At 67.5% G+C, this 13,958-nt stretch carries 10 protein-coding genes and 1 pseudogene; 2 read left to right on the top strand and 9 right to left on the bottom strand.

Annotation, left to right across the window (positions count from 1 at the left end; all coding sequences use genetic code 11):
- Window positions 1–117 precede the first annotated feature (117 nt).
- The gene (gene bfr / locus V3B46_RS04780) at window positions 118–606 is read right to left on the bottom strand and encodes a bacterioferritin (protein ID WP_107230348.1); all 489 of its coding nucleotides are present in this window, start codon (window positions 604–606) and stop codon (window positions 118–120) included.
- A gap of 123 nt (window positions 607–729) precedes the next feature.
- Between bfr and V3B46_RS04785 the strand changes: the two genes are divergently transcribed.
- The gene (locus V3B46_RS04785) at window positions 730–3,057 is read left to right on the top strand and encodes a penicillin acylase family protein (RefSeq protein ID WP_329891254.1); all 2,328 of its coding nucleotides are present in this window, start codon (window positions 730–732) and stop codon (window positions 3,055–3,057) included.
- 82 nt (window positions 3,058–3,139) lie between these two features.
- On the opposite strand, the gene V3B46_RS04790 is transcribed toward V3B46_RS04785, so the two are convergent.
- Window positions 3,140–4,528: a cation:proton antiporter domain-containing protein gene (locus V3B46_RS04790; protein ID WP_329891255.1), complete on the bottom strand. Its 1,389-nt coding sequence runs from the start codon at window positions 4,526–4,528 to the stop codon at window positions 3,140–3,142.
- Window positions 4,529–4,628: 100 nt separating this feature from the next.
- Entirely contained in the window at window positions 4,629–6,320 is a 1,692-nt protein-coding gene (gene asnB, locus V3B46_RS04795; protein WP_329891256.1) for an asparagine synthase B, read from the bottom strand.
- A 330-nt stretch (window positions 6,321–6,650) separates the two neighbouring features.
- On the opposite strand from asnB, the gene V3B46_RS04800 reads away from it, so the two are divergent.
- A complete protein-coding gene (locus V3B46_RS04800; RefSeq protein ID WP_329891257.1) occupies window positions 6,651–6,830 on the top strand; it encodes a hypothetical protein in 180 nt (59 codons plus the stop codon).
- Window positions 6,831–6,879: 49 nt separating this feature from the next.
- On the opposite strand, the gene dapE is transcribed toward V3B46_RS04800, so the two are convergent.
- From dapE to map, 6 genes and pseudogenes are all read right to left on the bottom strand, one after another.
- The gene (gene dapE / locus V3B46_RS04805) at window positions 6,880–8,007 is read right to left on the bottom strand and encodes a succinyl-diaminopimelate desuccinylase (RefSeq protein ID WP_329891258.1); all 1,128 of its coding nucleotides are present in this window, start codon (window positions 8,005–8,007) and stop codon (window positions 6,880–6,882) included.
- Window positions 8,004–8,375, bottom strand: a complete 372-nt coding sequence (locus V3B46_RS04810; RefSeq protein ID WP_195763244.1) for an arsenate reductase — start codon at window positions 8,373–8,375, stop codon at window positions 8,004–8,006. The genes dapE and V3B46_RS04810 overlap by 4 nt, the downstream gene beginning before the upstream one ends.
- 31 nt (window positions 8,376–8,406) lie before the next feature.
- Window positions 8,407–9,276: pseudogene (locus tag V3B46_RS04815) on the bottom strand (hypothetical protein).
- 2 nt (window positions 9,277–9,278) lie between these two features.
- Window positions 9,279–10,343, bottom strand: a complete 1,065-nt coding sequence (dapD, locus tag V3B46_RS04820) for a 2,3,4,5-tetrahydropyridine-2,6-dicarboxylate N-succinyltransferase (RefSeq protein WP_154262914.1) — start codon at window positions 10,341–10,343, stop codon at window positions 9,279–9,281.
- A complete protein-coding gene (locus tag V3B46_RS04825) occupies window positions 10,343–12,952 on the bottom strand; it encodes a [protein-PII] uridylyltransferase (protein ID WP_489686284.1) in 2,610 nt (869 codons plus the stop codon). The genes dapD and V3B46_RS04825 overlap by 1 nt, the downstream gene beginning before the upstream one ends.
- A gap of 20 nt (window positions 12,953–12,972) precedes the next feature.
- Window positions 12,973–13,815 (bottom strand): type I methionyl aminopeptidase, encoded by an 843-nt coding sequence (gene map, locus V3B46_RS04830; protein ID WP_329891259.1) that lies wholly within the window; start codon window positions 13,813–13,815, stop codon window positions 12,973–12,975.
- Window positions 13,816–13,958 lie beyond the last annotated feature (143 nt).

A 13,958-nucleotide genomic window follows, 5' to 3' on the forward strand; every position in this document is an offset into this window, starting at 1 on the left:
CCCCGAGCTCCCCCGCCCTCACCCCCGCCCGCCCGTGCGCCACCACAACCCCCCCCCCCCCCCCCCCGCCCGCCTCTACCGGGTGGTCACCGGGCATGGCCCGGCGCCACCTGCGGCTCAGTGCGCCGGGGCGCCGTTGCCGTCGATCTTGCTCAGCTGATACAGCTCCAGGCCGATGCGCTTGATCAGGCCCAGCTGCTGTTCCAGCCACCAGGCGTGGTCTTCCTCGGTGTCCTTCAGCTGCGCCAGCAGGATGTCGCGGCTCACGTAGTCGCCGTTCTCTTCGCACAGCTTCATGCCGGCGGCGAGGTTGTTCCGAACCGCGTATTCAGTGTCGAGATCCTTCTGCAGCATCTCTTCCACGGTCCTGCCCGGCTCGGTGGCATGCGGGCGCATGTCCGGGTCGCCGCCGAGGAACAGGATCCGGCGCAGCAGCGCATCGGCGTGCTGGGTTTCCTCTTCCATCTCGTGGTTCAGGCGTTCGTACAGCGCGAACAGGCCCTGGTCCTCGTAGCGGCGGGAATGGATGAAGTACTGGTCGCGGGCAGCAAGCTCGCCGCGCAGCAGTTCCTTCAGGCAGGCGATGACGTCCGGGTTGCCTTTCATGGGGGGCTCCTGTGAATCGATGTGGCATAGGGTGCCGCATTTCAAAATACGGTGATCTAATCGGAATCAGTCGCAGTTGCGCCTGCGGCTACAATCGGCCCACGAGTTCGAAAAGGACGTGCGATGCGACGTACATGGCGTTGGGTGCTGGGCGTGTTGGTCGCCATCGTGCTGGTCACCGCACTGGCCCTGTGGCTGCTGCTGCGCGGCAGCCTGGCCGACCTGGACGGCGAGCATGCGCTGCCGGGCCTGGCCAAGCCGGTCACCATCGAGCGCGATGCGCTGGGCGTGGTCACCATCACTACCGGCAGCCAGACCGACGCGATGCGCGCACTCGGCCATGTGCATGCGCAGGAACGCTATTTCGAGATGGACCTGATGCGCCGCAGTGCCGCCGGCGAGCTGTCGGCGTTGTTCGGGCCGAAGGCCATTGAAGCTGACAAGCGCATGCGCGTGCACCGCCTGCGCGCCCGCACCGAGGCGCATCTGGATACCGCGCTGGGCGACAACGGCGCGGCCGTGCGTGCCTATGTGGAAGGCGTCAACGAAGGCCTGGCTGATCTCTCCGTGCGGCCATGGGCCTACCTGCTGCTGCGGCAATCACCGCACCCGTGGCGGGCCAGTGACAGCGTGCTGGCCGGTCTGGCCATGTACGCCGACCTGCAGGACCCGAACAACCAGACCGAGCTTGCACTGAGCCGCATCCGCGCGGTGGTGCCGCCGGCGCTATACGCGCTGATCGCCCACGACGGCACCGAATGGGATGCACCGCTGTTTGGCGGAGCCACCGGCAATGCGGCCCTGCCCGATGCCAGCCAGCTGGACCTGCGCACTTTGAAGAGCAAAAAGGGCACCGAGCAGGAGGAGGCGGACGTCATCGGCAGCAACAACTTCGCGGTGGCCGGCGCACTCACTGCCGACGGCCGCGCCATCGTCGCCGACGACATGCACCTGGGCCTGCGCGCGCCTGGCCTGTGGTTCCGGGTGCGCCTGCGTTACCCCGACCCGCAGGCTGCCGGCGGCCAGGTCGACGTCACTGGTTTCTCGCTGCCTGGCCTGCCGGCGGTGATCGTCGGCAGCAATGGCCACGTCGCCTGGGGCTTCACCAACAGCTACATCGACACGGCGGATTACCGCACGGAACCGGCCAACGCCACGGTGACCGTGCACGAAGAACGCATTGCGGTGGCCGGCCAGGCCGACGTGCTGTTCCCGGTACGCGAAACCGCCTGGGGGCCGATCCTGCATACCCATGCCGATGGCAGTGGCGATGCGCTGCGCTGGGTCGCGCACCTGCCCGGCGCCGTGCGCCTCGACTTCGCTGATCTGGCCCGCGCCGGTGACCTGGACGGTGCACTGCACTTCGCCGACCGCGCCGGCATCCCCGCGCAGAACCTGGTGGTCGGTGATCGCAGCGGGCGCATCGCCTGGCGCCTGATCGGCGCCCGCCCGGACCGTGGCCCCGGCTGTGCACCGGTCGGCTTCAATGCCGCCAGCAACCAGGACTGCGCGCCATGGCCGATCCGCAGCGATGCCTCGCCGGCATTGATCGATCCCCCCAACCATCGCCTGTGGACCGCCAATGGACGCGTCCTCAACAGCGAGGCACTGGCCAGCGTCGGCAACGGTGGCTATGACCTCGGTGCCCGCGCGCGGCAGATCCGCGACCTGCTCGCCATCCAGGACCGCTTCGACGAACACGACCTGCTGGCGATCCAGCTCGATGATCGCGCCGTGTTCCTGCAGCGCTGGTGGGCGTTGCTGCATGACGTCATCGAACGCAGTGACGATCCTGCACTGAAGCGCTTGAAGGCGATCAGCCATCAATGGGGCGGCCGGGCCTCGGCCGACTCGGTCAGCTACCGGGTGGTGCGTGAGTTCCGCACGCAGGTGATGGATACCCTGTCCGATGCACTGCTGGCGCCGGCAAACGCGCAGCTGGGCGATGACTATCTGGACCCGCGCCTGGCACAACTTGAAGGCGTGGCCTGGCCGATGCTGCAGCAACGCCCCGCCAACCTGCTGCCACCGGCCTACGACAGCTGGGACGCGCTGCTGCTTGATGCCGCACGCCGCACCGAGAGCGAGCTGGCCAAGCAGGGCCCACTGGCCCAGCGCAGCTGGGGAGAGCGCAACACCGCGGCGATCTGCCATCCCATCGCGCGTGCATTGCCGGACATCGCCAAGCGCTGGCTGTGCATGCCCGCCGATCCCCTGCCCGGCGACCGTGACATGCCGCGCGTGCAGACGCCGAACTTCGGCGCCTCCGAACGCATGGTGGTTTCGCCTGGCCACGAGGCCGACGGCATCGTGCACATGCCCGGCGGCCAGAGCGGGCACCCGCTGTCGCCGTACTGGGGCGCCGGCCACGAAGACTGGGTGCACGGGCGGCCGACGCCGTTCCTGCCCGGCAAAGCGCAGCACACGATGACGCTGGTACCGGCGCGGTAGTGCCGGCCGCTGGCCGGCAACCTCACGATCCTGGACACACCCGCATGGATGCTGGCCAGCGACCGGCACTACTGCAGAGCGCTCAGCCCCTCCGCCGCTCGATCAGGTTCAGCAGTGGCCCGGTCATCGCCGTGGTCACCAGCGCCATGATCACCAGCACCGCGAACAGCCGATCGCCGAGCAGGCCCAGCTCGTAGCCCAGGTTGAGCACGATCAGCTCCATCAGGCCGCGGGTGTTCATCAGCGCCCCCAACCGCCACGCTTCGCGCGTGGGCATGCCCGCGCTGCGTGCGGCACTGAAGGTGCCCAGCAGCTTGCCGGCCGTGGCCACCGCAATCACCACCACGCACAACACGATATCGCTGGCCTGCAGCGCATCGGCGCGCATGCGCAGGCCGGTCATGGCGAAGAACAACGGCAGCAGCAGGGTCACCGCGAACGGTTCGACGCGGGCCATCAACAGGTCACGCAGCTGCGCGTTGGACGATACCGCGACGCCCGCAGCGAATGCACCGAACAACGCGTGGATGCCCAGCATCTCGGTGACCAGCGCACTGGCCAGCGACAACAGCAAGATGCCCAGCAACCAACGTCCCTCACGGCCCGGCGCGATCTGCTGGCGGGCGAACCATGGCTTCACCAGCCCCAGCATCAGCGCTACGAACGCGACCACGCACAGCAGGTTGAGGCTGGCCGGCAACCAGCCGCTGGCCTGGGCGGCGGCGACGATCAAGGCCAGCAGGCACCAGGCGGTGGCATCGCCCAATGCCGCGCAGGCGATCGCGGTCTGGCCCAATGGCGTCTGTGTGATCCCACGATCGGCAAGGATGCGCAGCAACACGGGGAACGCGGTGATGCTCATCGAGATGCCGACGAACAACGCGAATGCAGTAAAGCCCACACCCCGTGGGCCGTGCTGCGGGTACAGCCAGATCGCCAGCGCCACGCCGAGCCCGAACGGCACTGCAATACCGGCATGGCTGACCGTGAAGGCGAAGCGCCGGCGGCCACGCAGCGCCGCCAGATCGAGCTCGGCACCGGCCACCAGCAGGAACATCAGTACGCCCAGCTGGCTGAGCATGCCGAGCGGCCCCAGCGAGCTGGCCGGGAACAACGCACCATGCAGCTGCGGCAACAGGCTGCCGAGCACCAGCGGCCCCATCATCAGACCGGCGGCCATCTCGCCGATCACCGCCGGTTGTCCCAAGCGCTTGAGCAGCGCACCCGCGCCCTTGGCCACCAGCAGCAGCACCAGCAGCTGCAGCAGGAACAGGCCCAGCGGTGACGCCAGGTGCTGCACCCAGCCACCTTCAGCGGCGGTGGTGGCGCGGGCAACCGCCTCGGGCGCCGCCGGCCCGGCATACCGCGCCAGCAGTACGCCAGCCAGCAACGGCACCCCGGCCCAGGCCAGATAACGCCATCCCCATTTCGTGGGCGGCACGTCGCCACCTGCCTGTACGTCCATGAACATTCCCCAATGCGCAGGGGGCGATCATACAAAAAGGGGACGGAGGGAATTAAGTCGTTAGTGGCACAAACGACTTAATCCCCTTCGTCCCCTTTTTGGGGGCTTAGGCCAGTGCCTGTTCGTGCACGCCGGCGATCGCGCGGCCCGACGGATCTGCCGCCGCGGCGAAGCTGGCGTCCCAGGCAATGGCGGCCGGCGACGAACAGGCGATCGACTTGCCGCCCGGGACGGTTTCGGCGGCCGCACGGCTCGGGAAGAACTGCTCGAACAGGTGGCGGTAGTAGTACGCCTCCTTGGTCTGCGGCGGGTTGTGCGGGAAGCGCTTGTCGGCCGCCGCCAGTACACGGTCGCTCACCTGCGCTTCGGCATGCGCCTTCAGCCCGTCGATCCAGCCGTAGCCAACGCCATCGCTGAACTGTTCCTTCTGCCGCCACAGGATGCTGTCCGGCAGGTAGCCATCGAACGCCTCGCGCAGCACCGCCTTCTCGATGCGGCGGCCGCCAAAGCCGGCACCGACCATCTTGTGCGCGGCATCGAAGCGCATCGCCACATCGAGGAACTCACGATCGAGGAACGGCACGCGCGGCTCCACGCCCCAGGCCATCATCGACTTGTTGGCACGCAGGCAGTCGTAGTTGTGCAGCGCGTCCAGCTTGCGCACCAGCTCGTCGTGGAATTCACGTGCATCCGGCGCCTTGTGGAAGTACAGGTAGCCACCAAAGATCTCATCGCTGCCCTCGCCGGACAGCACCATTTTCACGCCCATCGCCTTGATCCGCCGTGCCAGCAGGAACATCGGCGTCGAGGCGCGGATGGTGGTGACGTCGTAGGTTTCGATGTGGCGGATCACTTCCGGAAGTGCATCGAGGCCTTCCTCGAAGGTGTATTCGAAGCCGTGATGCACGGTACCAAGTGCCTCGGCAGCGATCGCTGCGGCCGCCAGATCGGGCGAGCCCTTCAAGCCGATCGCGAACGAATGCAGGCGCGGCCACCAGGCTTCGGTCTGCCCGCCATCCTCGATGCGACGACGCGCATAGCGTGCGGCCACCGCCGCCACCAGCGACGAATCGAGGCCACCGGACAGCAGCACCCCATACGGCACGTCGCTCATCAGCTGGCGCTCCACTGCATGCTCGAAGGCCTGGCGCAGTTCGGCCAGGTCGGCCTGGCGGCCCTGCACGTCGGCGTAGTCGCGCCACGGCTGCTGGTAATAGCGCACCAGCTCACCGCTGGCACTGTCGAAGTAGTGACCCGGCGGGAACTGTGCGACGTCGGCACAGGTGTCGACCAACGCCTTCATTTCCGAGGCCACCCGCAGGCGCCCCTGGGCATCGTGGCCCCAGTACAGCGGCACCACGCCGACCGGATCGCGCGCCACCAGCACGCGTCCGCTGTCACGGTCCCACAGCGCGAAGGCGAAGATGCCGTTGAGCTGTTCCAGCCACTGCGCCGGCGAGCTGCCCTGGCGATACAGCGCGTTGATCACCTCGCAGTCCGAGCCGGTCTGGAAGTCGTAGGTGGTGGTCAGCGCCGCCTTCAATACCTGGTGGTTGTAGATCTCGCCGTTCACCGCCAGCGCCAGTTGGCCATCGGCCGACAGCAGCGGCTGCGAACCACCGGCCGGATCGACGATGGCCAGCCGCTCATGGACCAGCAGCGCGCCTTCATCGAGGTACACGCCGCTCCAGTCCGGGCCACGGTGGCGCTGGCGCTGCGACAGTTCCAATGCATGGCGGCGCAGGGAAGGAAGATCGTCACCGGCCTGCAGGCCGAAGATTCCGAAGATCGAACACATGGGGGAGCTCCTGTTGGGATTTCACGGGTGGGAAGGTGTTCGACCGGCCATCCAGGCCCGGGTGGGGCTGCGCCCGGGCACAAAAAAACCCGCATCGGCTGATGCGGGTTTTCTGGTGTCCGGGCGTGTGTTGCTGTCTATCTACCCAGGGCGCAGTCCCGCATCGGCCGCGCACGATTATTCGCGCGCAGATTATTGCGGTTGTTGTTATTGACGGCGGTGGTCAGGCAGATCGACATGGCATCGACCCTACCCCGGTTTCCGGCGCGGCGCAACCGTTGCATTGGCAACCACGCCTGGAGCGCATAATGGCGCGCCCTGGGCCGTGTAATGGAAATGCAACACCGCAATGGACGCACCGGGGCGCTGGCCGCCCTGCTCTGCCTGGACCTGGCGGCCTGCCAGACCCTGCCTCCGCCGCCGGCTCAGCTGCAGGGCCTGGAACAACGCGGCACCGACGGCAGCTTCGAGAGGGCGGTCGAGCCGCCGTTCTTCATTTTCTCAGAGTAGAGCCGGCAGGAGGCATGCCGACCAACGGCCGGCACCCACCGTCGCAGCGTCACGCCAGCAGCCGTTCCACCAGGCGCTGGTACAGCCCCGGCAACGCGTCCAGATCGTCCACGCGCACATTCTCGTCCACCTGGTGGATGCTGGCGTTTACCGGCCCCACTTCGATGCACTGCGCGCCCAACGGCGCGATGAAGCGTGCATCCGAGGTGCCGCCGCCGGTGCTTTCTTCCGGGGCACGGCCGATGTGCTCGGCCAGCACCGCACGCGCGGTGGCGCGCAGTGTGCCTTCCGGGGTGTAGAACGGCTCGCCGCTGCGATGCCACTTCAGCGTGTACTGCAGGCCATGGCGGTCCAGCAATGCAGTGATCTCCGCCTCCAGCTTCGGTGCATCCCAGTGCGGGTTGTAGCGGATGTTGAAATCCACCTCCAGCTCGCCGGGAATCACGTTGTTGGCACCGGTGCCGGCATGGATGTTGGAAACCTGCAGGCTGGTCGGCGGGAAACTCTCGTAGCCCTCGTCCCAGCGCCGCGCGCTCAGTTCGGCCAGGGCCGGCGCCGCCTGGTGGATCGGGTTGCGTGCCTTCTCCGGATACGCCACATGCCCCTGCACGCCCTGCACCCGCAGCTTGGCCGACAGGCTGCCACGACGCCCCACGCGCAGCAGGTCACCCAGGGTCGCGGTGGACGACGGTTCGCCGGTGATGCACCAGTCGATGCGCTGGCCACGCTCGGCGAACAGTCGCGCGACGTGGCGCACGCCGTCGATGGCATCGCCTTCCTCATCGCTGGTCAGCAGTACCGCCAGCGTACCGGGGTGATCGGGATGCGCGGCGACGAACTGCTCGGCGGCGACCACGAACGCCGCCACGCTGCCCTTCATGTCGGCGGCGCCACGGCCATACAGCACGCCATCGCGAATCTGCGGCGTGAACGGGTCGCTGGCCCAGGCCTCGCGCGGGCCCGTCGGCACCACGTCGGTGTGGCCCAGCAGCACCAGCACCGGCGCGCCCTGGCCGTGGGTCGCCCACAGGTTGTCGACCTCGCCCAGGCGCAGGTGATCGCACTGGAACCCGGCCTGCTTCAGGCGTGCCGCCAGCAGGACCTGGCAGCCAGCATCATCCGGCGTCACCGAAGGTCGTGCGATCAGTTCGCAGGTCAGGTCGAGAACCGCACTCATGCGTCACCCACGCCGAAGCGTGCCTTGAAGCCGTTGTCACTGAAGCCCTGGCTGACCATGCCATCGGCCGTGACCACCAGCGGGCGCTTGATCAGCTGCGGGTATTCACGCAGCAGCAGCTTCCATTCGGCCTCGGAGTCGGCGGCCTTGCGGTTGTCCGGCAACTGCCGCCAGGTGGTGGACGACTTGTTCACCATCGCGGCCAGGCCCCCCAGCTGCCCAGCCCACGCCAGCAGTGTTTCCGGGCTCGGCTTGTTGTCGCGGTAATCGACGAAGGTGTAAGGCACGCCGAAGCGGTCCAGCCACTTGGTCGCCTTCTTGCAGGTATCGCAGTTCTTCAAACCGTAGACAGTGGTGCTCATGGCCATCTGTGATGCTGGAAAACAGAGGACCAGAATCTCACAACAGGCGCTCGGACACGACCCGGAACGGCACCCTTGGCAGCCGGAAGGCCAGCCCCTCGTGCAGCGCCACGCCCATTGCCTGCAGACGCGGGCACTGTGGTTTCCCTTCCAGCTGCAGCGGTTGCAGCTGTGCGATCTCCACCGGCAGCGCGATGCGGGTGCTGGCCCAGCGGCCGTCGCAGGTACGGGCGATGGCCTCGTCCTGGCAGGTGAGGAAACGCAGCAGGGCCTGGTGGCCGCCGAAGGCCGCCGACCACGCCGCCGCATCCTCCCGGCCTGCAGCGGCCTGCCAGTGCAGGTGCAACCTCGGCGCACTGCCCTGCCCGCCTTCGATCAGGGTGTGCCCATCGCCATCGGTGCGCACCACATGCTCGAAGCGGGTGGACAGATGCGGCTGCATGGCATCGCTGAAAACGCGCGCGCCGGCGACGAAGGCCAGCTGGTCCATCACGTTGCGATCAAACAGCACCACCGGCGTCCCGTCCGGATCGTCGTCACGACGCAGGTACCAGCGTCAGTTGCTCTGCCTTGGCGACGACATCAGGGAACGCAGCGGCCCGGCCAACGCGGGCCCGAAGTGGCCGTGACGGTAACTGAGAATGGTGTAAGGCGTGCGTCCGGCATGGACCACGTAATGGTGGCCCGGCGGTGGCATTGGTGCGTGACGCACGTCGACCCACCAGTTCACGTAGACCACATCGCGCACATCACTGACCAGCGCCGGCATCGGCCAGCGCCGCGACAGTGCACGGCGCAGCCGGGTCCAGCGCGGGGCGTGCAGCAGGCGCGGCAGCATCCGCCCGACCAGGGTGTCGGACGGATGCCGGTAGATCGCGGACTGCGCCAGATCCTCCGGCGCAGTCACCTTCAGTCGGCCAGGCCGCGCAGCAGGTCGTTGACGCTGGTCTTGCTGCGGGTCTTGGCATCAACCTGCTTGACGATCACCGCGCAGTACAGCGAATGGGTACCGTCCTTGCTCGGCAGCGAGCCGGACACCACCACGCTGTACGGCGGGATGTAGCCGTAGGTGATCTCGCCGGTGGCGCGGTTGTAGATGCGGGTGCTCTGGCTGAGGAACACGCCCATGCCGATCACGCTGTGGTGACCGACCACCACGCCTTCCACCACTTCCGAACGCGCACCGATGAAGCAGTGGTCCTCGATGATGGTCGGGCTGGCCTGCAGCGGCTCCAGCACGCCGCCGATGCCGGCGCCGCCGGACAGGTGGCAGTGCTGGCCGATCTGCGCGCAGGAGCCGACCGTGGCCCAGGTATCGACCATGGTGCCTTCGCCGACATAGGCGCCGATGTTGGTGAAGCTCGGCATCAGCACCACGTCCTTGCCGAAGTAGGTGCCGCGGCGCGCGATCGCACCCGGCACCACGCGCACGCCACCACGGCGGAACTTCGCTTCGTCATAGCCGGCGAAGCGCGATTCGACCTTGTCCCAGAACGGCGCCGGGCGCGCATCGACCACCGCCATGTCATTGACACGGAAGTACAGCAGCACGGCCTTCTTCAGCCACTCGTTGACCTTCCAGCCACCGTGGCCGTCCGGCTCGGCGACGCGGAATTCGCCGCTCTCGAGGCCGTCAATCACGCGGTTGACCAGCGGCTTGGTCGAGCCTTCCAGCTCGTGCAGGGTCAAGGTGGCGCGACGTTCGAAGGCACTTTCGATGCCGAACTTCAGTTCTTCCACGCCCGGCGCCGACGGCTTGCGCAGCGACTTGCGCGCGATGGTTTCGGCGCGAACCGCTTCGACACTCCTGGCCGGCGTCTTCTTCACCTCAGCCGCTTTCTTCGCCGGGGCCTTCACCGCAGCGGCCTTCTTCGGCACTGTGGTCTTCTTCGCGGCCGGTGCGGCAGCAGCAGGTTTCCGGGCCGCTGCGCTCTTGGGGGTCGCGGCGGTCTTCTTGGCGGGCTTGGTGGCCATCAGGCGGGGTCTCCGGCGTTTCGATCAGGGTCCAGGCAGGCCAGCATCGCGTCATGCAGCTGCTGCCGGGCAGGTTCAGTCAGGGGGAGGTCGTGTTCGTCACTGATCACGAAGGTGTCTTCGGCGCGCTCGCCGAACGTGGCAATGCGTGCATCATGCACGCGCAGGCCCTGATTGCGCAGCACGAACGCCACATCGGCCAGCAGGCCGGGGCGGTCGGGGGCGACCAGGGCGAAACGGGTTGCGCCCGGCTCATCGCGGAATTCGATGCGCGGGGCGAAGCGGAAGTGCCGCAGCTGCCGTGGCACCACCCGGCGTGACGGCCGCAGGCGCGACAGGTCACCACTGAGTGCCTCGCGCAGCGCCGCTTCCAGGTTGGCACTGCTGCCATCGGCGAAAGTATCGGCCGGGTTCACTTCAAAGGTATCGAAGATGGTATCGGCCGGACCGTCCAGCACGCGTGCGCGGTGGATGCCGTAGCCCTTGCGGTCCAGCGTCATCACGATCGCGGCGAACAGGCCGTCGCGGTCCGGCGAATGCACGAATACTTCCAGCGCGGGGTCGTCGACACTGATCCGGCGTACCTTCACCAGCGCCTGGCCCTGCTTCACCGGCACCAGCGCGGCAGCCTGCCAGGCCAGCTGCTCCGGGCGCAGGCGGATGAAGCCTTCGTCGGGCATCACCGCGAACTGGCGGTCGATGGTGGCATCGTCGTAACCCCGCTCGCGCACCAGCGCGCGCACGCTGTCACGCGCTTCGGCCACGCGCTCGGCCGCCGGCACCGGATGCTCAAGCCCCTCGCGCAAAGCGCGCCGGGTGGCGAAGTACAGATCGGCCAGCAGGCGATCCTTCCAGGCGTTCCACAGCTTGGGACTGGTGCCGGCGATGTCGGCGCAGGTCAGCAGGTACAGGTAGTCCAGGCGGTCGCGGCTGCCGACCAGCGTGGCGAAGCGATGGATCACCTCCGGGTCGGCGATGTCCTGCTTCTGCGCGGTCACCGACATGCGCAGGTGCTGTTCGACCAGCCACGCCACCAGTTCGGTGTCGGACGTGCTCAGCGCATGCGCCTGGCAGAACGCGCGCGCGTCCACCGCGCCCAGCTCCGAATGGTCACCGCCACGGCCCTTGGCGATGTCATGGAACAGGCCGGCCAGCAGCAGCAGCTCGGGCTTGCGCAGGCGCGGCCACACTTCGTGCGCGATCGAGAAGCGCTCGTCGGCACGACTGCTGGCGAACAGGCCGATGTTGCGCAGGACCATCAGCGTGTGCTGGTCGACGGTGTAGACATGGAACAGGTCGAACTGCATGCGCCCGCTGACCTGGGCAAAAGCGGGAATCCACTGGCCAAGCACGCCCAACCGTGCCATGCGCGAGAGCGTATCGACCGGTCGCTGGCCGCGCAGCAGCGCCAGGAACTGCTCGCGCGCATCGGCATCGGCCTGGTCGTAGGCCGGCAGCAGCGGCAGCGCTTCGGCCAGCGCGCGCGCGGTCAGCGAATGCAGGCCGCGCACCTGCGGATTGTTGGCCCAGCTGGCAAACAGCGCGAACACCTGGCCGATATCACCACGCGGCCAGTCGGCCTCATTGGCCGCCAGGTAGCCACGGCGCAGGGAAAAACCCACGGTCAGCGGCTCCGGCTGCGCCTCGCCATCGAACTGCTCCTCGAAGCGCTGCAGCAGGCGGTCGCTGATCCGGCGCACCACCAGCGCGGCGCGGTAGAAGCCCTGCATCATCTTCTCGACACCGAGGTTCTCGGCATCGTCTTCAAAGCCCAGGCGTGCGGCCAGGGTCTTCTGGTAATCAAAACGCAGGCGCTCTTCCGGGCGACGCGCGACCAGATGCAGGCCAAAGCGCAGCCGCGCCAGCACCGCACGTTCACGCTTCAGTGCTGCCGCTTCGTCTGCGCCCAGATGGCCGAGCCCGACCAGCGCCTCCAGGTCACGCACGCCGAACGCACGCAGTGCCATCCAGCCAAGCGTGTTGAGATCGCGCAGGCCACCGGGGCCATCCTTCAGGTCCGGCTCCAGGTTGTCGGCGGTGTCGCCGAAGCGCTGGTGTCGGTTGCGCAGCTCTTCCAGCTTGGCCAGGAAGAAAGTGCGCGCCGGCCACAGTTCACGATCGTCGACGGCCTCGCGCAGCGCGCGGCGCGCCACATCATCGGCCAGGATCGGGCGCGCCTCGATCAGCGCGGTCAGCACGGTCTGGTCCGCTGCCGCCTCGCGGCACTGCGATGCAGAACGCACCGCATGGCTGACGGCCAATCCGCAGTCCCACAGCAGCGCGAACAGGCGCGCCAGCGCCGCCTCATGGGCCAGCTGCGCCGGCGGATCGCCGAACACCAGCAGATCGATGTCCGAACGCGGAAACAGTTCACCGCGGCCATAGCCGCCGACCGCGAACAGCGAAAGCCCGCTGTTGGCCGGCAGGCAGCGCTGCCAGGCCAGGCGGATCAGATGGTCGGCAGCACGCGCGCGCAGCGCCAGCAGGCGCTCGATGTTGTCGCCCTGGTCGAAGCGGCGGTACAGGCGTGCGTCGGCCTGCTGCAGCGCCTGGCGCGCGGCAGCAGCCCAGTCCGGGTCGTTGAGCGACGCAGCCGGCGTGTCCAGCAGCGAACTCGCCGGCAGCATCTTCAGGAAACCTGCGACTCGCCCGGCGACAGGGTCAGCACGTCCACGCCGGTCTCGGTGACCGCGATCATGTGCTCCCACTGTGCCGACAGCTTGCGGTCCTTGGTCACCACGGTCCAGCCATCCGGCAGCACCTTGTTGTAGCGGGTGCCCTCGTTGATCATCGGTTCGATGGTGAAGGTCATGCCCGGCTGCAGCACCAAGCCCTGGCCCGGGCGGCCGTAATGCACCACCTGCGGTTCATCGTGGTAGACCTTGCCGATGCCGTGGCCGCAGTACTCGCGCACCACGCTGAAACGCTCGCCTTCGGCATAGCTCTGGATGGCATGGCCGATGTCGCCCAGGGTCGCGCCCGGACGCACCGCGCGGATGCCGCGCCACATGGCTTCGTAGGTGGTTTCCACCAGGCGGCGGGCCATCACCGACGGGGTGCCGACGAAGTACATGCGGCTGGTGTCGCCGTGCCAGCCATCCTTGATGACGGTGACGTCGATGTTGATGATGTCGCCATCCTTGAGCACCTTCCCTTCGCTGGGAATGCCGTGGCAGATGACGTTGTTGACCGAGGTGCACACGGTCTTGGGGAAGCCGCGATAGCCGACGTTGGCCGGAATGGCGCCCTGCACGTTCACGATGTGGTCGTGGCAGATGCGGTCCAGTTCCTCGGTGGTGACACCGGGCTTGACGTGGGGAGTGACGATGTCGAGCACTTCGCTGGCCAGGCGGCCGGCGATTCGCATCATCTCGATTTCCTGCGGGGTTTTCAGATTCACGCTCATGGCGCCCATTATCGCCGATCCGGCCGCAATCTGAACGAACGCCAGCCAACTCGCGATCCCGCCCATGCACGGTTCCGGCAATGAGGGTGAAAGCGTGATGACCCGCACCCTTTCGATTCCCTCTTTCTCACGAAATACAGACACTTGCGCTGCCTAAGCTGGGGTCACCGACGTAAAAGCGGCGCTGAATGCGCTGTCTTCGCTCTGTT

Origin of the sequence: Stenotrophomonas sp. SMYL11 (assembly GCF_036320005.1) — a bacterium.
Lineage (GTDB): Bacteria > Pseudomonadota > Gammaproteobacteria > Xanthomonadales > Xanthomonadaceae > Stenotrophomonas > Stenotrophomonas maltophilia_A.

What these genes read in the sequence shown, in the direction of transcription:
- bfr (WP_107230348.1), bottom strand. Translation starts at nt 606, where the DNA reads ATGAAAGGCAACCCGGACGTCATCGCCTGCCTGAAGGAACTGCTGCGC.
- V3B46_RS04785 (WP_329891254.1), top strand. Translation starts at nt 730, where the DNA reads ATGCGACGTACATGGCGTTGGGTGCTGGGCGTGTTGGTCGCCATCGTG.
- V3B46_RS04790 (WP_329891255.1), bottom strand. Translation starts at nt 4,528, where the DNA reads ATGTTCATGGACGTACAGGCAGGTGGCGACGTGCCGCCCACGAAATGG.
- asnB (WP_329891256.1), bottom strand. Translation starts at nt 6,320, where the DNA reads ATGTGTTCGATCTTCGGAATCTTCGGCCTGCAGGCCGGTGACGATCTT.
- V3B46_RS04800 (WP_329891257.1), top strand. Translation starts at nt 6,651, where the DNA reads ATGGAAATGCAACACCGCAATGGACGCACCGGGGCGCTGGCCGCCCTG.
- dapE (WP_329891258.1), bottom strand. Translation starts at nt 8,007, where the DNA reads ATGAGTGCGGTTCTCGACCTGACCTGCGAACTGATCGCACGACCTTCG.
- V3B46_RS04810 (WP_195763244.1), bottom strand. Translation starts at nt 8,375, where the DNA reads ATGGCCATGAGCACCACTGTCTACGGTTTGAAGAACTGCGATACCTGC.
- dapD (WP_154262914.1), bottom strand. Translation starts at nt 10,343, where the DNA reads ATGGCCACCAAGCCCGCCAAGAAGACCGCCGCGACCCCCAAGAGCGCA.
- map (WP_329891259.1), bottom strand. Translation starts at nt 13,815, where the DNA reads ATGGGCGGGATCGCGAGTTGGCTGGCGTTCGTTCAGATTGCGGCCGGA.